A 19,725-nucleotide genomic window follows, 5' to 3' on the forward strand; every position below is an offset into this window, starting at 1 on the left:
CGACCCCGGCCGAGCTGGCCGAGCCGTACCGCCGCGGCCTACCCGACCACGGCCGGGGCGTCGCGGCGGAACTGGCGTGGGACACCGTGGCGGAGGGGTTCGCGCGCCAGGCCGCGCGGACGCCCGAGGCCCCGGCGCTGACCGGCGACACGACGCTGTCCTACGCCGAGCTGGACGCGCACGCGGCCCGGCTCGCCGCCGTCCTGCCCGACGACGCCACCGACGTCGCGCTGTACTTCCGGCCCTCAGCCGAGCACGTCGTCGCGCTCCTCGCGCTCGCGCGCCGCAACATCACCGCCGTGCCACTGGATCCCGGGTACCCGTCCGCGTTGCTGCGTGACGTGCTCGGCCAGGTCCGGCCACGCTGCGTGCTGCTCGCCCCGGACGACGCGGCGGCGTTCGACGCGATCGACACGACCGTCGAACGACGGTTCGTCACGCTCGCGGACGGGCCGGTGCCGGACGTCCCGGCCCGGCACGCCGGACGGCCGCTCTACACGCTGTTCACCTCGGGCTCGACCGGCGTGCCCAAGGGCGTGCGCGTCCCGGACCGCACCCTGGCCAACCTGTTGCAGTGGCAGGACGCGCCGCCCGCGGCGACCCAGCAGTTCTCGATGCTGTCGTTCGACGTGTCGTTCCAGGAGATCTTCACGACGCTGTGCGGCGGCGGTCACCTGCACCTGATCCGCCCGCGGTGGCGCCACGACGTCCCGGCGTTGCTGGCGCGGCTGGAGACCGCCGGGATCGAACGGATCTTCCTGCCCTACGTCGCCCTGCAGCTGCTCGCCGAGCACAGTGTCCGGCTCGGGCGGTACCCGTCGCGGCTGCGGGACGTGATCACCGCGGGCGAGCAGCTGGTGTGCACCCCGGCGATCCGCCGCTGGTTCGCGGGCCTGCCCGGCGCACGCCTGCACAACCACTACGGCCCGACCGAGACCCACGTCGTGAGCGCGCTGACCCTCGACGGCGACCCGGCGCGGTGGCCGGAGCGCCCCGCCATCGGCCGGCCGGTGGCGAACGCGGTGCTGCGGGTCGCCGACACCGCCGGCGCGCCCCTGCCGGCGGGGCAGGTCGGCGAGCTGCTCATCGGCGGGCTCGCGACGAACCGTTGCTACCTCGGCGAACCGGCGGAGGAGAAGTTCGTCGAGCTGCCGCGCCTCTACTACCGCAGCGGCGACCTCGCACACTTCGACCGCGACGGCCTGCTGCACTTCGACGGCCGGGCCGACCGGCAGGTCAAGCTCAGCGGCCACCGCCTCGAGCTGGGCCAGGTCGAGGCGGCGCTGCTGCGGCACCCCGACGTCGTCAACGCGGTCGTCGACGCGGTCCCCGCGCCCGAGGGCCACCGGCTGGCCGCGTTCCTGGAGTGCCGCCGGACACCGACCGCGGCGGAGCTGGCGGACCACCTCGCGCCGCTGCTGCCGCCGCACGCGCGGGTCGACCGGTTCCGGGTCGTGGCCGCCCTTCCGCGCACCCCCAGCGGAAAGCTCGACCGGGACGCCGCCGCGCGGACGCCCGGCGAGGACCTCCAGCGGACGTCCGCGACTCCGTCGAGTGCGCTGGCGGCGCTGTTCGAGGAGGTGACCGGCGCGCCGATCGGTCCGGACGAGACGTTCTTCGCCGCCGGCGCCACCAGCCTGTCGTTGATGCGCTTCCAGCTGCGCTGCGCCGAGGCCGGGTACCGGTTCACCGTGGCCGACCTCTTCGAGCACGTCACGCTCACAGACCTGACGCGGCACCTCGAGAACGCCTCGGTGCCGGCCCGGGTCATCGAGCTCGCCGCGGTGGACGAGCCGGTGGCGATCGTCGGGATGGCGGTCCGGCTGCCCGGCGCACCGGACCTGGCCGCGTTCTGGGACCTGGTCCGCGCCGGCCGCCGCGGCATCGAGGACTTCGACGCCGCCGAGGGTCTGGTCGGCGCGCGCAGCCTGCTGGACCGGCCGCTGGCGTTCGACCCGGAGCACTTCGGGATCAGCCACCGGGACGCCGCGCTGATGGACCCGCAGCAGCGGCAGCTGCTGATGGCGTGCGTCGAGGCGCTGGCCCACGCCGGGGTCGCCGGACCGGCGGGCCGGGTCGGGCTCGTCGCGGGCTGCGGTGAGAACACCTACTTCCAGCGGATGCTGCGCGAGGCGGATCCGGCGGCGCTGCCGGACGGCTTCCAGCTCGCCCTGCACCACGAGAAGGACTTCCTCGCCACGAAGGTCGCCTACCACCTCGACCTGACCGGTCCGGCGCTGACGACCCAGACGGCGTGCTCCAGCTCGCTGGTGGCCGTCCACCAGGCCGCCGGGATGCTGCGTGGCGGCGAGGCGGACGTCATGCTGGCCGGCGGGGTGCTCGTCGACGTCACGCTGGCACAGGGGTACCGGTACCGGCCACAGCACATCTTCTCCCCGGACGGGCACTGCCGGCCCTTCAGCGACGACGCGGACGGCACGGTCGGCGGGAGCGGCGTCGGGGTGGTGGTGCTGAAGCGGCTTGACCGGGCCCGCCGCGACGGCGACACGGTGTACTCGGTGCTCACCGGCTCGGCCGTGACCAACGACGGCGCGGTGAAACAGGGCTACAGCGCGCCGTCCCCGGCCGGGCAGCGGGAGGCCATCCGGGCGGCGCTGCGCCGCGCCGGGCGGTCCGGCGCCGACCTCGGGTACGTGGAGACGCACGGCACGGGGACGCGCCTCGGCGACCCGATCGAGGTCGCGGCACTGCGCGAGGCGATGCCGGACGCGTCGGCCTGCGCGCTTTCCTCGGTGAAGAGCCAGATCGGCCACCTGGGCGCGGCGGCCGGGGTGGTGGGCCTGATCCGCGCGACGCTGGCCGTCCACCACGGCGTGCTCCCGCCGACGGTCGACTTCCGTGCCCCGAACCCGGTTCTGGACCTGGGGCCGTTCCGGGTGCCGACCCGGGCCGAGCCGTGGCCCGCGGGCGGCCGCGTGGCCGGGGTGAGCAGCTTCGGGATCGGCGGGACGAACGCCCACGTGGTGGTGGAGTCGGCCCCCGGTGACGTGCGCGCCACCCGGTATCCCGCGCGGTGCCTGGTGCTGTCGGCGAGCAGCGCCGAGGCGTTGCTCGCCGACGCCGGCCGCGTTGCGGAGTACCTGCGGACGCATCCCGAGTCCTTTGTGGACGTTCTGCGGCACCTGCAGTCGGGCCGGCCAGCAGGCCGCTGGCGCCTGGCGACTGCCTGCGAGGACGCGGCCACCGCGGCCGCATGGCTACGCACGGCCGAACCGCGGGAGGTGCCCGACGGTCCCGCGCCTTCGAGGCAGAGCGCCGACCGCCCGCCCGCCGAGCTCGCCGCCGCCTGGCTGGCCGGGGCGTCCGTAGACTGGGGTCGCTCCCCCGGCCCCGCGCCGTGGGACTTCCCGCCGCCCGCCTTCGCGGTGCGGGACTTCGACTTCCCGCGGCCCCCGGCCGTCGCGCGACGGCCCGAGCGCGACTGGCTGCACCAGCCCACCTGGGTTCGGCTCCGGCGGGCGGCCACCGCCGGCCCCGGCGACCGAGCCGATCGCGTCCTCGTCATCTGTGGTGACGGGCCGTTGACCGCACCGGCCCTCGACGCCGCCTACCGGCGCGTCGTGCGGGTGCACGCCGCCGCTGGGTTCGCCCGCCGCGGACCGGACACCTTCGAGGCCGATCCTGCTGACACGGGGTCCCTGCGCCGGATCCTCGACGCCCTGCCCGCCACCGGGATCGACTGGCTGCACACTCTTCCCCTCGGCATCACCGGGCCCATCGACGAGACGTCCCTCGCCCACGCCGGGTGGGCGTGCGTGGACACCCCGGCCGCCCTCCTGCGGGCCGCCCATGACCGTCCACTCACGACCTGGTGGGTCTCCGCCGGGGCCGCGCCCGCCACCAACCCCGTCACGCGCCCCGAGGCCGGCCTGCTCGCCGGGGTGACCGCCGTCGGCCCGCAGGAGAGCGGGGTGCCCGGCCACTGGGTCGACCTCCCCGACCCCGGGCTGGACGCGCTCGCCGGGCTGCTCACCGGACCGACCCCGCCGGAACGGGTCGCCCTGCGGGGCGGGTTCTGGTGGGCACAGGACAGCGCACCGGTCGCCGCCGGCGAGCCCGTCGTGACCGACGGGACGCACCTCGTCCTCGGCGGCACCGGCGGCATCGGGACGGCCGTCGCCGAGGTGCTGCTGACCCGCACCGCCGGCCGGGTCGTCCTGCTGGCCCGCGAACCCCGCCTGCCCGAGGCCCTCGAACCGTGGGCGGACCGCGTCGACCTGCTCGCCGCCGACCTCACCACCGTGACGGCCGAGGAGATAGCCGCCCGCGTCGACGCCCCGTTGGCGGGAATCGTGCACGCGGCCGGGGTGCCCGACGGCGGTCTCATCGCCACTCGCGGCACGGGCACGCAGGCCGCCAAGCTCGCCGGCGCCCTGCTCGTGGAGCGGCTGATCGAACGGCACCAGCCGGCGTTCGCCGTCTACTGCTCGTCGCTGTCCGCCCAGTTCGGCGGGACCGGCCAGCTGGACTACGCGGCGGCCAACGGGTTCCTCGACGCGCTCGCCCACCGCGACGGCCCCACCGCCCGGCTCTCGATCGGCTGGGACGTCTGGCGCGACACCGGCATGGCCGTCACCGCGCTGCGGACCGATGCCCGGCACCAGGCGCACCTGTCGGTCGGCCTGAGCACCGACGAGGGCCGGCACACCTTCGCCCGCGCGCTGGGCGCCGGGCTGCCGCAGGTCCTGGTCGCGACGACCGGACTCGACGCCGCGCGGGCGTTCCACGAACGCGACGTCACGCCGGGCACGACGGAACCGGCCGCGGACGCCGGGGCGGAGCTGACCGAGGAGGTGCGGGCCCTGCTGGGCGTCGCCGAGCTCGACCCGGACGTGCCGCTGTACGACCTGGGCGCCGACTCGCTGACGCTGCTGGACGTCGTCGTCTCGGTGAAGCGCCTGTTCGGCGTCGAGCTGGATCTCGCCTGGCTCGGGCCGCAGGTCACGATGGCCGCGTTGCTGGCGCGGCTCTCCGTCGCCGACGACGACGGCGGCGGCGAGGTGGTGGTGCAGGTGTGGCGGGAGGGGGCGGGCCGGGACGCCGTGTGCCTCGTGCACCCGGTCGGCGGCGACGTACACGCCTACCGCCCGCTCGTCGAGGCCCTGGCCCCGGAGTTCGGCGTCTGCGTGATCGCCGACCCGGCGCTCCGCCGGCCGGCGCCACCGGGCTGGACGGTGGCCGACCGGGCCCACCGCTACCACGAGGCGCTGCGGACGACGCTCCCCGGCCACACCTGGCAGCTGGCCGGGTGGTCGTTCGGGGCCTGGGTGGCGGCCGGCATGGCCGCCGAGGCCGAGGCGGCCGGGCAGCCCGTGCGCGCACTTCACCTCATCGACCCGCCGCCGCCCGGCGCGAGTGCCGCGGACTACAGCGAAGCGGAGCTGCGGGCGGTGTTCGAGCGCGAGCTGGGCGCCTCCGGGGGCACCGGGGGTGAGCACGCCCGGCGCCTCGCCCGTGCGTGCCGGGCGAACCTGCGGAGCATGACCGGTCACGAGCTGCCACGCCTGTTCGCGACGGAAAGCCACGTCTGGCTGGCCACCGAACCGGAACCCGGCGTGCCGATGGCCGACCGCGGCGGGTGGCGGGCCCTGCTGCCCGAACCGAGCGTGTGGCGTGAGCTTCCCGCCACCCACTACGGCATCGTGCGCCCGCCGCACGCCGCCGCGGTGGCCGCGTCGATCACCCCGACGACCGGAGCCGAGTGACACAGGAGGAACGGAAACCATGGAGCAGTACGAGCTCGACGCGGTCAGGCGGATCACGACGCGACCACCGCGCGACCACCGGACGTTGGCGGTGCGGGGCCTGACCCCGGTGATCGGCGCCGAGGTCACCGGCCTCGACCTGTCCCGGGAGCTGACCGAGGAGCAGCTGGCGGAGCTGAGGACGGCCTTCCTGGATCACCACGTGCTGGTGTTCCGCGACCAGGACATCACCGCAGAGGACCACAAGCGGCTGGCCGCGAGCTTCGGCGAGCTGCGCCCGGTCAACCCCCCGCCCGAGCACGGCGACCCGTACGTCCTGGAGGTCGCGACCACGGCCGAGGCGGTCAACGTGTTCGGCAACGGCTGGCACGCCGACGGCACCGCGGACGCCGAGCCGTCGCTCGGCTCGATGCTCCACATCACGCGGCTCCCCGAGCCGGGCAGCGGCGGGGACACCCTGTTCGCGAACATGCACCTCGCCTACGACATGCTGTCGCCGAAGATGAAGGAGCTGCTGTCGGGGCTCACCGCGGTGCACGACGGCGCACACGCCTTCCGCGGCCACAAGATCCCCGCGAACTACGAGCCCCCGGTCAGCGAGCACCCCGTGGTGGTGCGGCACCCGGAGACCGACCGGCCGTTGCTGTACGTCAACCCGGCCTACACCTCGCACATCCCCCAGCTGTCGGCCGACGAGAGCCGCGCGGTGCTCGACCTGCTGTTCTCGTTCGTGCCGAACCGGCCGATGCTGGCGTGCCGGGTGCGCTGGGCGCCGAACACGCTGGTGTTCTGGGACAACCGCTGCGTCCAGCACCACGCGACCTACGACTACTACCCGCACACCCGCTACGGCACCCGCGTCGCGATCAACGGCGGCCCGCCCAAGGGCTGACGCGGTCGACGGCGAGGAGGAACATGCTCGACGACGTGATGGGGGCGCTCGACGCCGTCCTGCCCCGCCTGGCGGCGGTCACCGGCACCCCCGGGGTCGCCGTCGCGGTGGCGACGAGCACCGAGTTGCGCACGACCGCGACCGGGTTCGCCGACCTGGCCGCGGGCGTGCCGATGACCGCCGAGACGGTGGCACCGGCGGGCTCGCTCACCAAACCCGTCACCGGGCTGGCGTTCATGCGACTGGTCGAAGCGGGCGCGGCCGGCCTGGAGACGCCGATCGACCAGCTGCTGCCAGCGGGGCTGCGTGGTCCCGACCCGGCACCCGCCACCCCGGCCATGCTGGCCGCCCACCAGGGCGGCTACTACAGCGACATCGTCACGGCCACCGCACACGCGGCACCGGCCGAACCCGTCCTCGACTACATCCGCCGCCGCCACCGGGTCGGGCGCGCCGTGGAGTACGGCGGGGCCCTGCCCCTGGTGACGACGGCACCGGGCGCCTACTCGTACTCCAGCTTCGGCGTCGGGGTGCTGGGCGGCGCCGTCGAGCACCTGACCGGCGAGCCCTACGGCGCCCATGTGCACCGGGACGTGTTCGCCGCGACCGGGATGCGGGACACGAGCATCGACGACGGCACGCGACACCCGTGGGCGACCGGCTCACCGGACCGGAGCGCCGGGGCGGCGAACGGGTACATGGCGTTCGGCGACTGGTGCCTGCCGAGCCCGCCGCTGCGCACCGCGGCCTACCCGGGGGTCGGGATGCACACCAGCGTCGCGGACACCGGGCGCCTGCTCCAGGCGCTGCTGCGCACCGCGGGCGGGGACCGCGGTCTCGTCGGCCCGGACTCGCTCGCGGCGATGGTGACCCCGCGCGTCCCACGCCCCAGCCCGCACGGCGTCCGGTCGTTCGCCGGCCTGACGTTCGAGCTGGCCGACCCCACGCTCGGCGACGACTGGTGGTGGGGCCACACCGCGGCGTTCCCGTGGGGGTTCTGGTGGGAGGCAAGGGTGTGGCCGCACCGCGACCTCGCCGCCGTCGCGGTCGGCAACCGGTGGGACATGGCCCGGTTCCACAACCCCGCCACCCGCAGCGCACCGGGCCTGGCCGTCGAGTGGGCCGGGCGCTGGACGGCGTCCGGGCCACCGCGCACGCTCCCCGACATGGACGGGCGACCCCGCTGGACCGGGCCCCGGCCCACCCCGGAGAGCTCGCGCTGGATGGGAGTCCTCGTCGGGGAACGCACCCACGGCCTGCTCGGCGTGACCGACCCACTGCCGGCCGCGGCACTGGCCGCGACGACCGGCGGCGCACGCAGCCTCGGCGACGCCGAACCGGCCGGCTGGGACCCGGAGGCGTTCGCGCGCGGCGTCGAGCAGGCACGCGTGGCCGCCCCCGATCCGGACGCGCTCGGCGCCCTGGGCCGGGACCTCGGTCCCGCCGCGGCACTGTGGATGCTCGAGTGCGGGGCGTCGAGCGCCGACCTGACGATGCCGGTCGGCGCCTTCGCCCGCGCGCCACGGTGACCCGGCGCCGGTCGCTCAGCGCAGCCGCACGTCCAGGTTGACCCGGTGGCGGCCGCGGGGCAACGGCACCCACGCCGGCTCGGCCACCGGGGACACCTCGGGAAAGCGGTCGAACAGACCACGCAGCGCGACCTCGGCCTCCAGCTTCGCCAGTGCGACGCCGAGGCAGAAGTGCGGCCCCCAGCCGAACCCGAAGCTACCCTCGCGGCGGCCGTGCTCCGCCTGCCACCGCACGTCGGCGTCGTGCGGGTGGGCGAACTGCGCGGGATCGCGGTTGGCGGCGCCGAGCACCACCTGCACCGCGTCACCCGCGCCGACCCGCACGCCACCGACCTCGAGGTCGGTGGCGGCGTAGCGCAGCCGGGCGAGCTGGACCGGACCGTCGGTGCGGATCAGCTCGCGCACCGCTGCGGGCCAGAGATCCGGCTCGGTACGCAGCAGCTCCCGCTGGGCGGGATCGCGCATGAGGGCGAGCGCCGCGTTGGACAGCATGTGCGCCATGGTCTCGTGCCCGGCGAGCACGAGGAACACCACGAGGGACACCACGTCGACGTCGGTCAGGTCGTCCTGGGCGACGACGTCGCTGAGCAGGTCGGCCCTCGGGTCGGCCCGGCGCTTGTCGATCAGGGCGTGGCAGTAGGAGAACATGTCGCCCAGCGTCGCCGTGATCCCCGCCGGGTCACCGCCGACCAGCACCTTGCCCCAGCGCCACCAGTCCGCCCAGTCCGCCTCGGGTACCCCGACCAGCTCGCAGACCACCGCCATGGCCAGGGGGTAGGCGTACTCGTCGAGCAGGTTCACCGGTGCGTTCCCGGGCCCGGACGCGGTGTCGAGGCGGTCGAGCAGCTCGTCGACGAGCTGGCTGACCCGGGGTCGCAGCGTGGCGACCCGGGACGCGGCGAAGACGTGCCCGATGCTGCGCCGCAGCCGCTGGTGCTCGGCGCCGTCGAGGCTGAGCAGGGTCGCCCGCAGGTAGGGCAGGTGCTCCGGCGGGGTGCCCAGCGCGAGGAACGTCTGTTCCTGCGTCCGCGCGCCGTGTCCCGGCAGGCCGGTGGGGTCGTTGCGCACGTCCGGGTTGGTGAGCACGGCGCGGACGTCGTCGCTCCGGGTGACGAGCCACCCCTGTTCGCCGTTGGCCAGCCGGGCCCAGCAGATCGGCGACTCGGCCTGGATGCGGTCGTAGCCGCGAACGGGATCGCCGAGGACGGCCGGGTCGCGCACGTCCACCACGGGTTCGGACGGCGGCGGGGAAGATGGCACGCGCCAATTTTGCCACGGAGACGCCTGGACAAGGGGTGTCACGGGTGCGCCGCTTTGATCGGTTGCGGTGGTGTCGGGGGCTGCCGGGGAGCCGCTCCGTCGACGATCAGGTTGGTCAGCTGGTCGACGGTGTAGTCGTCGGACGGCACGCCGACGAGCTGACGGAAGACGAGCGTGCCCATGACGATGTCCAGCAACAGGTGGACGTCGACATCATGGGGCAGGTCGCCGCGACCGGCGCCCGCCAGCAGCACGGACGCGTCGGCCGCTCTGCGCGGGCCGAACAGGTCGACGAGGCGTGCCGTGGCGTCCGGGTCGCCCACCGCGTCCGAGGCGATCGCGGCGAGGTTGGCGCCGAACGGGGTGCGGATGTAGTTGTCGAGGGTCGCCTGGACGACGGCCCGGACGTCGGCCCGCGTGTCGCCGGTCGGCAGCGGCACGGTGGTCGGGATCACCCGGTCGAGGGCCTCGACGACCAGGCTCGCCTTGGACGGCCACCAGCGGTAGATCGTCGCCCTGCTCACCCCCGCACAGGCCGCGACCGCATCCACCCGCAACGCCACGTACCCGACCTCGCTCAGGACCTTCATCGTCGCGGCCAGGACCGCGGCGTGTGAGCGCGTACTGCGCGGGCGCCCGCGACGCCCACCACCGGCCGTGGGACATCGACTTTCCGTCATCGTCACGCTCCCGAATTTCGAAACGGAGCGTACCCCGCCCTTCTCGGGGTTATTGCTGCGCTCAGTGAGCAGCCATTGCGTTCTTACGACAAACGCCGCGAAAATCGCATCCCCTCATCACGCAACGTCAAACTTTCCCCGAATAAACGTGCCGTCCGTCACCACTGGGACAATTATCGATACACACTGTGCTGTATTGGAGGAGCAAGAAACTTCAACGAACAACTACACAGACAGGGCCCACATGCGGAAAAGCAAGGTCGTCCTCGGCAGTCTCAGCATTCTCCTGGCCGCCGGATTCTCCACCGGCGCCGGTCTGGCGAGCGCCGCGCCGTCCGCCGGTGCCCCGAAAGCCCAGGCCGTGACCGCGGCCTGCGCCGCCGCCACACAGCAGGTCGTCCTCACCCAGGCCCGGATCACCGACGCCGTCGCGACCCGCAACGACTTCGCGAACCAGGTGGCGGGACAGAAGGCCGCGCGCAACACGGCGATCAACGCCGGTCAGGTCGAGGCGGTCGGCAAGATCAACGTCCAGCTCGGCTCGAGCACGGCGCTCTACAACACGATGGACAGCTCGGTCACCGTCGCCCAGGCCCAGCTCGTCCGCGCCCAGGCAGCCAAGAACGCCGCCTGCTGACCCGTCGGTCGAGCCCGCGCCTGATCCGCGGTGACGATTCGTCGCCGTGACGAAACCACGCTGGGCGCCAGAAAATGTTTTCGGGTGCCCGCACTCGTCCCGGGCGATTTCAACCGCGGCCGTTTACGACGTCGAGCCAGAGATTCTCCGTGGAAATCCCGGCCGGGTCCCGGGTCTCCACGGCGTTCGCTCCGGTCAGTCGCCCTGGTTCCGCGGTACGAGTCGCATGGTGGTGGCGCGTGCGTCGGGACCGATGATGCCCTCGACGGTGTTCGCGGCATAGCGGCGGTACTTGTCGCGGTACACGGCGTCGAGCACGTCGTTCAGTGCCTCGTCGTCGACGGCGTCGACGAAGGCCACGTCGCGGTCGACGGTGCCGACCGTGACATGCCCTTCGCCGCGGGTTCGGGTGCCGCGGTACCAGGCCGCCGTCGCTCCGTTGACGGAACGGACATATGCGTGGCCGTCGTGCTCGACGACCCAGATCGTCCTCGGCCGCCGCAGTGTGCCGTCGTCCCGCCGGCCGGCGATCTCCAACTCGTCCACGGTCCGCAGGCTGGTCAGCTCGTCGTCGGTCCACTGTGTCATCGGTGTGGTCGTCATCGGTGTCCTCCTCGCCACAGTCGTCCACTGTGGGCGCTCTCGGGCGGATCAGTTCTCGAACCGCGGGCGAACCGAGGTCGGCCAACCGCGACGCGGGTCACCTACGACGATGCCGGAGGGGACGGGTTCCGGCCCGTCCGATGGCTCGCCACCAGGGGCAGGAACAGCTCGTCGACGATCGACCGGATGCGTGCGGGCGCCAGCGGTTCGAGGTCCATGAGCATGTCGTGTCGCGCCAGGTCGAACGGCATGGCGAGGACGGCCGGGGTGACGCGGTCGAGGTCGAGCCCGCCGCGGTCGTGGGCACGCTGGTAGATGACGCGGACCCGAGGGAGCCGACGGGCGTCCATGACCCGGTCGCGGGCCTGGGCGGGGGTGAGCCCGGTGTCGGCCAGCAGCCCGGAGTAGGCGGCGGACGCGGCGATGGCGAAGAAGCCGGCGAGGGTCTCGCTCGCGGCCGTCAGGTGGGCGAGCAGGTCGCCGCGCAGCGTCCCGGTGTCGGGGACCGCGACCGGGTTGGCGTCGCGGTGGTGCTCGATCGCGGCGAACACGAGCTGGTCCTTGTTGGCCCAGCGGCGGTAGAGCACGGCCTCGCTGGTGCGCGCCCGCACGGCGATCGACTCCATCGTCAGGTGCGCGTACCCGGCCTCGACCAGCCTGGTCGAGGCCGCCCCCGGCCCGGCTCGCGCGGCAAGGGCGTCCAGCCGCGCACTCTCGAGGTGTTCGACGATCTCGGCATCGCCGAGCGCGTGATCACCCACGGCCGGATGGCGATGCCGATCCGGTCGACGGCTCCCGACGGCCAGGTCACGCTGAGCGGGGCCGAGACGCCGAGGGGTCGCCCCGACATCCCTCATCCGGCAAGCCTGATCGCGCCCGAATGGCGGATCGAGGAGGCGCTGCGGCTGGCGGAGCTCGGCGGCGCGGTCGAGTTCGGCACCACGCTCGGCGGCCTCGACCAGTCCGCCGATGGCGTGTCGGCGGTGGTCGTCAAGGACGGCGTGGCCGAGACGGTCACCGCGCGCTGGCTGGTCGGCTGCGACGGCGGGCACAGCATCGTCCGCGGCCAGGCCGGTATCGCCTTCGAGGGCGAGACCCGCGAGGCGGTGCGGATGATCGTCGCCGATGTCGAGGTCGACGGCCTCGATCGGGACGCCTGACACATGTGGCGGCACGACGAGGGCCTCGTCACCCTCTGCCCGCTGCCCTCGACCAACGCCTTCCAGTACCAGGCCAGCATCGCGCCGGGACAGGACCCCGGCGTCGGCCTCGCGAACATGCAGGCGATCCTCGACCGGCGGACCGGCCGCACCGACATCCGCCTGCACGAGCCGGCGTGGGCGGCCACTTCACGGTGCTGGACTTCGGGACTTCGACCGAGTTCGAATTCCCGTCCCACGTCAGGACTCTCCACGTCGTCGGGCAGCCGGCCGGCCCCGACGACGTCGCCGACACCCGGGGCCATCTTGCCGGCGCCTATGGCACGGCAGAGCGCACCCTCGTGCTGATCCGTCCCGACGGCTATGTCGCACTGATCTCCGACGCCGGCGACGTCTCGATGGTGTCGGACCAGCTCGCCGCGATCTTCTGACCCGGTGCCCCGGGTCAGAACGTCGTGGACCCCAGCTGTGGCCGCTCCTGGCGCGCGTCGTCGTTCCGGTCCGCCGCCGCCAGGGTGGTGGTGGTCTCGTGGAGGACGAGGGTCAGGGTGGGGGCGGCCGTCCCGCCGAAACGGTCCCGGGCCGACGCGGCCGGGCCGGGCAGGTAGTCGACGAAGCTCTCGACACGCAGGTCGGGGAGGACGAGCCAGGCGTAGGCCTGGTCGGGCTGGGCGGGCGGGTTCTGGATGACGAGGCCGGAGCCGTTGAGCGCTTCGTAGGGGCCGGTCAGGGACGGTGCGACGAAGCCGTAGAGACCGGTCGGTGTGATGTCCGCCCGGGGGAACACCTGTCGGTTGGTGCAGAAGAACAGGTAGTACCGGCCATGGTGGACGACGACGTGCGGCCGTTCGAGCTCGTGGCTGACGCCGTCCGCGGTCACCAGCGGTGAGAGGAGAGCCCACCCGGTCGGGGTGGACCGGGCGAGCGCGACGGCGCCCGTGAAGTGGTCCCGCCCCGGGACGGACGCGGCGATGAGGAGGTACTCGTGGCCGTCGGCGGGGTCGCGGAACCAGCCGGGGTCGCGGAAGGCGCGGATGCGTCCTGGCCCGCCCTCGAGGTCGTCCGCGGGCAGGTACGGGGTCGTCGGGTGCACGAGCACGCGATGCCGGGCCTCCCCAGCCAGGTGGGGCGTGCTGCCCGTGGTGTCCAACCGGGGGCGGGCCTCGACGACCTGCTGGTGGAACGTGCGGCGGCGCTCGCCGCGGCGGCCCGCGGCGGTGTAGAAGACCGAGACCGAGCCGTCGGGCCGGTGGACCGCCGAGCCGGACCACTCGCGGCTACCGGGAGAGGCGCCGTCGGGGAACGCGTTGCCGAGGTCGTGCCACCGGTCGGCGGTCCGCGCCAGCAGGCGGATGCGGGCGTGGTCGTGGCGGTCGTCTGGGTGGCCGGTGGCGGGCGCGGACAGTACCATCCACAGCTCCGCGCCGTCGACGACCGTTGTCGCGCCGTTCTCCTCCTGGACCGGCCACGTGTCCCAGATGTCGTGGCCGGGCAGTACCCGTGGGGTCGGGGCGATGACCGGTGCGGTGGTGGCGGGCGACTGGGTCAGCACGTCGAGGTGGTCGCGGGTCCATCGGGCGGTTCGGATGTCGGTCAGCCCTTCAGTGAGCCCTGCAGCAGGGCGGCGACGAAACGGCGCTGGAAGATCAGGAACACGATCAGCGTGGGGGCCAGGACCAGGAGCGAGCCGGCGCACAGTAGTGGGATGTCGGTCCCCCACTGGCCCTGGAAGGCGCCCAGCGCACCGGCCATGGTCCGTTTCGCGGGATCGTCGACGAGCACGATCGCGAGGAGGAACTGGTTCCAGGTCCACAGGAACAGCAGGATCGCCAGCGACGAGATCGCCGGCATGGCCAGCGGCACGTGGACCCGCCAGAACTGCTGCCACGTGTTCGCGCCGTCGATCTGCGCGGCCTCGGACAGCTCCCCGGGCACGTTCACGAAGTGGGCCCGCATCCAGAAGACCCCGAACGGCATGAACAACCCGATCAGCGGCAGGATGATCGCCCACCGGGAGTTGAGCAGCCCCATGTCGCGGACCTGGTAGTACAGCGGCGTGATGATGCCCTCGTACGGCAGGGTCAGGCCGAGCACGAACATCAGGAACACCGGCCGGCGTCCCACCATCCTCAGGTGGCCGACGGCGAACCCGGCCATCGTCGCCAGCAGCAGCGAGACCGGCACGACGCCGAGCACGATGAGCACGCTCGACGTGAGCAGCTCCCCCATGTGCGCGGCGTCGAACGCGGTCACGAAGTTGCTCCACTGCGGCTGGCTCGGCCAGTCCAGGCCGGCCGGGTACGTGCCGGAGGGGTGCAGCGCGGTGAAGAAGAGGCTGACGAACGGCACGATCGTCACCAGCATCAGCAGCACGAGGAACGCCCGCCCCGTCCACGCCTCGCGGCGTCCGACGATCACGAAGCCACCTCCGCTCCACCGGCACCGCTCATGACTGCTCCCTGGTGAGTCGCTGGATCGGCAGCACGCACACGAGCACGAGCACCACGAGCACCACCGCGAGGGCCGACGCCACGCCCACCTGGCGCTCGACGAACGCCTGGTAGTAGATCTCCAGCCCCGGCACCATCGTCGTGTTGCCCGGCCCGCCCTGTGTGGCGATGTAGATGATGTCGAAGCTGGCCAGGGCCGCGATGACGGTGACCGTGACGCAGACGCCGATCTCCTGCCGCAGGCTCGGCACGGTGATCGAGAAGAACTCGCGCAGCGGCCCGGCGCCGTCGATTCGCGCGGCCTCGTACAGCGCCGGGTCGATCTTGCTCATCCCCGCGAGGAGCAGCAGCGTGCACAGTCCCAGCAGCACCCAGGCGCCGATCACGCCGACCGCCGGCAGCGCGGTGGCGAAGTCCCCCAGCCACGCGCGGGTCACGCCCCCGAGACCGATCGCGGACAGCAGCTGGTTGACCAGGCCGTCGGAGGCCATCAGCCAGCTCCACGTGATGCCCGCGGCCACGAGCGGGATGACCTGCGGGACGAACAGCACGACCCTGGCCACGGCCGCGAGCCGGCTGGTGGCGATGCGCCGGATCGTGGCCGCGATGGCCAGGCCGAACAGCACCGGGATCCCGCTGAAGAAGACGATCAGCTGGAACGCGTTGACGATCGTGCCGGACAGCTCCGGGTCGGTGAACACCCGCACGTAGTTGTCGAACCCGACCCACGGCGACGGGCCGATGCCGTCCCACTCGTAGAACGAGTACTGCACCGTGCGGACCAGCGGCACCAGGACGAACAGCGTGTAGGCCACGATCGCCGGGGCGGCGAACAGCCAGGCCACCCACCCCTGGCCGCGCCGCCGCCCCCGTCGGGCGCCCCGCGCGGCCCTCGGACCGGTCGCGGGGCGTCCTTCGACCACCGAGGCCAGCGTCGACATCAGCTCCCGACCTGGTCCTCGTAGTCGCTCTGCACCGACTTCAACAGCCCGTCCGCGGTCTGCTCACCCGCGAACAGCTTCTGCAGCTGCGGGGTCCAGCTCTTGGCGTAGATCGCACCGGTCGCGTTGGCGATGAAGTCCATCGCGCCATTGTCCTGGGAGATCGCGGCGCCCGCAGCCAGTGTCTCCGCGGTGACGGTGCCCTTCTTCACCTCGGGCATCGGCGCGTCGGCCGGGCCCATCGGGTGCGAGCCGCCGACCGCCACGGCGATCTCGCGGGCGTCCGCGTTGGTCGCCACCCAGTCGAGGAAGAACGCGGCACAGTCGGCGTGCTTGGCGTTCGCGGCGATGCCGAACGTCAGCGGCGCCGACATCGCGGCGACCTTGTCGCCCTTCTCGGCGGGGAACGGGAAGAAGCCCACCTTGCCGGGCATCTGCTTGTCGAGGTTGCCGGACTCCCAGTCGCCGTTGAACATGAACAGCCCCTCGCCGGCCTGGAACTTGCTCATCATCTTGGCGTAGTCCATGGCGTTGGCGTCCCGGTCGAAGTAGCCCGCCTTGATCCAGTCCGCGAGGTGCTGTGCCGCCTTCTGGTTCGACAGGGTGTCGATCGTGGCGCCGGGCTTCTGGAAGATCCAGTCGTTGATGGGCCCCGGTTCGCCGAAGGAGGCCATCAGGTTCTGCAGCGGGAACGCGAAACCACCGGTGGCGCCGCCGTTGAACTGGACGATCGGCGTGATGTTGGCCTGCTTGGCCTTCGCGAGCGCGTCGTCGAACTCGGCGAGCGTGGTTGGCGCGCTGGTCATGCCGATCCGCTCGGCGAGGGTCTTGTTGTAGAGGACGCCGGTGACGCTGAAGTTCAGGCCCATCGCGAACAACGAGCCCTCACCGCGTGCACCGCCGCCCGGCTTCATGCGCAGCTGCTCCAGCTGCGAGGCCGGCCAGGAGTCCCAACCGAACACCTTCGCGTACCCGTCGAGGTTCTTGAGCAGGTTGTCCTTCACCAGCTCCGACACCTGTGGCAGGCGCATCAGGTCCGGCGGGTCGTCCGCCAGCACCCGCGGCGCGTTCTGCGTGATCACCGCGAACTGGTCCTCCCGGACCTCCCACTTGACGTTCGGGAACTGCGCCGAGAACTTGTCGGTGAGCGCCTTGGGCATCGGGAAGCCGGTCTCGAAGTAGGCACTCATCGTGACCGGTTCCTTGCCACAGGTCGGCTTCTCCGTGAGGGCCGCGGCCGTGTCCGTCGACTGAGGACCACTCTCGCCCGGCCCGCCGCAGGCGGACGCCAACGTCGCCGCCAGTACGACAAGCCCCAGCGCGGTCCTGCGGTAACTGTGACGCCGCATTGCGTCTCCTTTGCTAAATCGGGTTAGCAGGCCAGCAGTGTTACGCTCCGGCTCGATCGATGTCAAGCCGCTGGAGGTCACCCGGTGAGCCCTCGAAGGGTCACACTCGCCGAAGTCGCCGAGCACGCCGGCGTCTCGCGCACGACGGCGTCACTCGTGCTCGCCGGGCGGGGTCGCGAGCTCCGGATCTCGCAGGTCGTCGAACAACGGGTCCTCCATGCGGCGAAGGAGCTGGAGTACCGGCCCAACATCGTCTCCCGCAGCCTGCGGACGGGCACCACCCGGACGATCGGCTTCGTCTCCGACACCGTCGCCACGTCCCGGCTCGCCGGAGACATGATCAAGGGCGCGCTCGAGGCGGCGCGGGAGCACGGCATGCTGCTGTTCATCGGCGAGACCGAGGGAGAGGCCGGGCTGGAGGGCGACCTGCTGCAAGCCATGCACGACCGCCAGGTCGACGGCGTCATCCTCGCGTCGATGTTCACCCGCGCCGTCAAGGTGCCGGCGACGTTGACGACCGGCGCGGCGGTGTTGCTCAACGCCGTCCCGAGGCGGGCGTCGTCCCTCCCGTCGGTGGTGCCGGACGAGGTCGAGGCCGGCCGCGCCGCCGCCCGGGTGCTGCTCGACGCCGGTCACCGCAACGGCATCCACCTCATCGGCGCCGGCCCCCGGGTCCGGGACGTGCCGCCGGAGGCCCTCGCCGGCGTCGAACGGCTCACCGGCATCCGCGCGGTGTTCACCGAGGCCAGGGTCAGGATCGCCAGCGGCCGTGTCTGCGCGGACTGGCAGCCCGAGTACGGCTACCAGGCGACCCGCGAGCTGCTGGAGAGCACCCGGCCCCGCGCGCTGATCTGCCTCAACGACCGGATCGCCGTCGGCGCCTACCAGGCCCTCGACGACTTCGGCCTCAAGATCCCCGCGGACGTCTCCGTCGTGTCCTTCGACGACCACCCCGTCGCCACGTGGATCCGCCCCAAGCTCACCACGGTCGCACTCCCCCACTACGAGCTGGGCCGCCGGGCGGTCGAGGTCCTCCTCGCCGAGATCAACCGGGAGGACTCGGCGGCGGAGGGCGAGACGCACCGGGTCCCCATGCCGGTACGCCTGCGGGACTCGGTCGCCGCGCCCGACGCCTGAGCCCGGCTCCCTTGACGTCGCGTCCCGCACAGCGCAAAATCCGCGCTAACGCGATTTAGCAATGAACCCCGCACGTACGGAGTCCACTCGTGATCACTCGCCGCATCGTCGCGTCCCTGATCGCCGTCGCCTTCGCCGGCGCACTCACACCGCAGCCGGCGGCCGCCGCCCCGGGAAGGAGCAGCACGATCCGCGGCGTGACGGCGATCACCCAGGTGTACACGTACGGACAGAAGGTCGTCGCGGTGGCCGTCGAGTACCCGGCCGTGGTCGACCCCCGCACCCTCGGTCGCGACACGTTCACCGTGTCCGACAGCATCTACAACTTCCGCTACAACCCGATCGAGGACCTCGCGAAGCGTGCGGACCGTACCGTCGTCCGGGTCTACACGAACAGCTCTCCCGCGCTGAACGCGAACGGCCGGTCCACGCCGGGGCGGTTCGTCATCGTCGAGCTGGCGCCGGCGGACCCCGGCGGCAACACGGTCATCGTCTCCAAGTGCCCGACGGCGCTCTGCTCGGTCAAGGTGAACCCGAACCTGCCGACAGAAGTCGTCCAGCGCAAGGACATCCGCACCCTGTGGGGGAAGGTCACCGGTGCGCCGGCGGCACACCCGCTGACCGGCAGGACGGTCAACCGCCTCGTCGACGAGTTCACCCTCGACACGTTCACCGGGGGCGGCACCGCGCTGCCCTACGCCTACCACCTGCCCCGGCACTACGACCGCCACCGCGAGTACCCGCTCGTCGTGATCCTTCCCGGGCACGGCATGGGTTGGGACGGCGACAACCCCGGGGTCCAGATCGCCGCGGACATCCCGGCCACCGCGTGGCTGCGTCCGAACTGGCGCGAGGACGTCATCGTCCTGGCCCCGCAGAACCAACGGGTCGGGGCGCCTGCCGAGGCCGCGGACATGGTGGCCCTGGTCGAACGGTTCACCGCGACCCACCGCGTCGACCGCGACCGCGTCTACGTCTCCACCGTGTCGTACGGGTCGACGCTCGCCTGGGAGGCCATGGCCACCCACCCTGGACTCTTCACCGCGGCGCTCATCACCGGCGGCTTCCGTGTCAGCGCGGAGCAGGCTGCCCGCATCGCGACCGACCGGACCCCGATCTGGATCACGCACGGCCTCAACGACCACCTGCTCCCAGTGGCCTACGGCCGTGACTCCACGGCGTTGTTGCGGACCGCCTACACCGCGGCGGGCGTGGGCTCCGACAAAGCGGCGGACCTCGTGCGCTACACCGAGTTCGGCAACGACGCCTTCAGCGAGCCGGACTACCACGCCGCGTTCGGCCCCACGTACGAGAACCGGTCGATCCTGCGCTGGCTGGTCTCCAGGCACTAGCTTCCCGCG

The 19,725-nt window shown here is 72.7% G+C and carries 16 protein-coding genes; 8 read left to right on the forward strand and 8 right to left on the reverse strand.

Features of this window, described 5'->3' with window-relative positions; all coding sequences use genetic code 11:
- From VET29_RS16300 to VET29_RS16310, 3 genes are all read left to right on the forward strand, one after another.
- Positions 1-5,726 (forward strand): beta-ketoacyl synthase N-terminal-like domain-containing protein (locus VET29_RS16300; protein ID WP_324920973.1); only part of this gene is annotated, 5,726 nt, incomplete at its 5' end.
- 19 nt (positions 5,727-5,745) lie between these two features.
- Positions 5,746-6,618, forward strand: coding sequence for a TauD/TfdA dioxygenase family protein (locus VET29_RS16305; protein ID WP_324920975.1), 873 nt, complete (start codon positions 5,746-5,748; stop codon positions 6,616-6,618).
- A 23-nt stretch (positions 6,619-6,641) separates the two neighbouring features.
- Positions 6,642-8,147: a serine hydrolase domain-containing protein gene (locus VET29_RS16310; protein ID WP_324920978.1), complete on the forward strand. Its 1,506-nt coding sequence runs from the start codon at positions 6,642-6,644 to the stop codon at positions 8,145-8,147.
- Positions 8,148-8,162: 15 nt separating this feature from the next.
- Here VET29_RS16310 and VET29_RS16315 read toward each other — a convergent pair whose 3' ends face one another.
- Positions 8,163-9,407, reverse strand: a complete 1,245-nt coding sequence (locus tag VET29_RS16315) for a cytochrome P450 (protein WP_324920979.1) — start codon at positions 9,405-9,407, stop codon at positions 8,163-8,165.
- Between the two features lie 38 nt (positions 9,408-9,445).
- Complete coding sequence (locus VET29_RS16320; protein WP_324920982.1) at positions 9,446-10,087, reverse strand: TetR/AcrR family transcriptional regulator; 642 nt, start codon at positions 10,085-10,087, stop codon at positions 9,446-9,448.
- A gap of 244 nt (positions 10,088-10,331) precedes the next feature.
- Here VET29_RS16320 and VET29_RS16325 point away from each other — a divergent pair, with 244 nt between their 5' ends.
- On the forward strand, positions 10,332-10,724 hold the full coding sequence (locus tag VET29_RS16325; protein WP_324920984.1) for a hypothetical protein: 393 nt from the start codon (positions 10,332-10,334) through the stop codon (positions 10,722-10,724).
- A 195-nt stretch (positions 10,725-10,919) separates the two neighbouring features.
- Here the strand turns inward: VET29_RS16325 and VET29_RS16330 are convergent, their stop codons facing one another.
- Complete coding sequence (locus VET29_RS16330) at positions 10,920-11,327, reverse strand: DUF2255 family protein (RefSeq protein WP_324920987.1); 408 nt, start codon at positions 11,325-11,327, stop codon at positions 10,920-10,922.
- A 101-nt stretch (positions 11,328-11,428) separates the two neighbouring features.
- The gene (locus VET29_RS16335) at positions 11,429-12,088 is read right to left on the reverse strand and encodes a TetR/AcrR family transcriptional regulator (protein ID WP_324920989.1); all 660 of its coding nucleotides are present in this window, start codon (positions 12,086-12,088) and stop codon (positions 11,429-11,431) included.
- On the opposite strand from VET29_RS16335, the gene VET29_RS16340 reads away from it, so the two are divergent.
- Both VET29_RS16340 and VET29_RS16345 read left to right on the forward strand, forming a co-directional pair.
- Positions 12,047-12,487: an FAD-dependent monooxygenase gene (locus VET29_RS16340; RefSeq protein ID WP_324920991.1), complete on the forward strand. Its 441-nt coding sequence runs from the start codon at positions 12,047-12,049 to the stop codon at positions 12,485-12,487. The genes VET29_RS16335 and VET29_RS16340 overlap by 42 nt on opposite strands.
- A 176-nt stretch (positions 12,488-12,663) precedes the next feature.
- Positions 12,664-12,918 carry a hypothetical protein gene (locus tag VET29_RS16345; protein ID WP_324920993.1) on the forward strand — a complete coding sequence of 85 codons (255 nt, stop codon included), beginning with the start codon at positions 12,664-12,666 and terminating at the stop codon, positions 12,916-12,918.
- Positions 12,919-12,932: 14 nt separating this feature from the next.
- On the opposite strand, the gene VET29_RS16350 is transcribed toward VET29_RS16345, so the two are convergent.
- From VET29_RS16350 to VET29_RS16365, 4 genes are read right to left on the reverse strand one after another with little or no spacing between them, the layout of a single operon-like run.
- Positions 12,933-14,039, reverse strand: coding sequence for a glycoside hydrolase family 68 protein (locus VET29_RS16350; RefSeq protein ID WP_324920994.1), 1,107 nt, complete (start codon positions 14,037-14,039; stop codon positions 12,933-12,935).
- Positions 14,040-14,080: 41 nt separating this feature from the next.
- Positions 14,081-14,905: a carbohydrate ABC transporter permease gene (locus VET29_RS16355; protein ID WP_324920998.1), complete on the reverse strand. Its 825-nt coding sequence runs from the start codon at positions 14,903-14,905 to the stop codon at positions 14,081-14,083.
- Positions 14,906-14,933: 28 nt separating this feature from the next.
- Entirely contained in the window at positions 14,934-15,878 is a 945-nt protein-coding gene (locus tag VET29_RS16360) for a sugar ABC transporter permease (protein ID WP_324921001.1), read from the reverse strand.
- Positions 15,878-17,227 carry an ABC transporter substrate-binding protein gene (locus VET29_RS16365; protein WP_324921004.1) on the reverse strand — a complete coding sequence of 450 codons (1,350 nt, stop codon included), beginning with the start codon at positions 17,225-17,227 and terminating at the stop codon, positions 15,878-15,880. Before VET29_RS16365 ends, VET29_RS16360 begins: the two co-directional genes overlap by 1 nt.
- 84 nt (positions 17,228-17,311) lie before the next feature.
- On the opposite strand from VET29_RS16365, the gene VET29_RS16370 reads away from it, so the two are divergent.
- Positions 17,312-18,364: a LacI family DNA-binding transcriptional regulator gene (locus VET29_RS16370; protein WP_324921006.1), complete on the forward strand. Its 1,053-nt coding sequence runs from the start codon at positions 17,312-17,314 to the stop codon at positions 18,362-18,364.
- A gap of 89 nt (positions 18,365-18,453) precedes the next feature.
- Positions 18,454-19,716 carry a PHB depolymerase family esterase gene (locus VET29_RS16375; protein WP_324921008.1) on the forward strand — a complete coding sequence of 421 codons (1,263 nt, stop codon included), beginning with the start codon at positions 18,454-18,456 and terminating at the stop codon, positions 19,714-19,716.
- Positions 19,717-19,725 lie beyond the last annotated feature (9 nt).

Origin of the sequence: Actinophytocola sp. (assembly GCF_035634895.1) — a bacterium.
Taxonomy (GTDB): domain Bacteria; phylum Actinomycetota; class Actinomycetes; order Mycobacteriales; family Pseudonocardiaceae; genus Actinophytocola.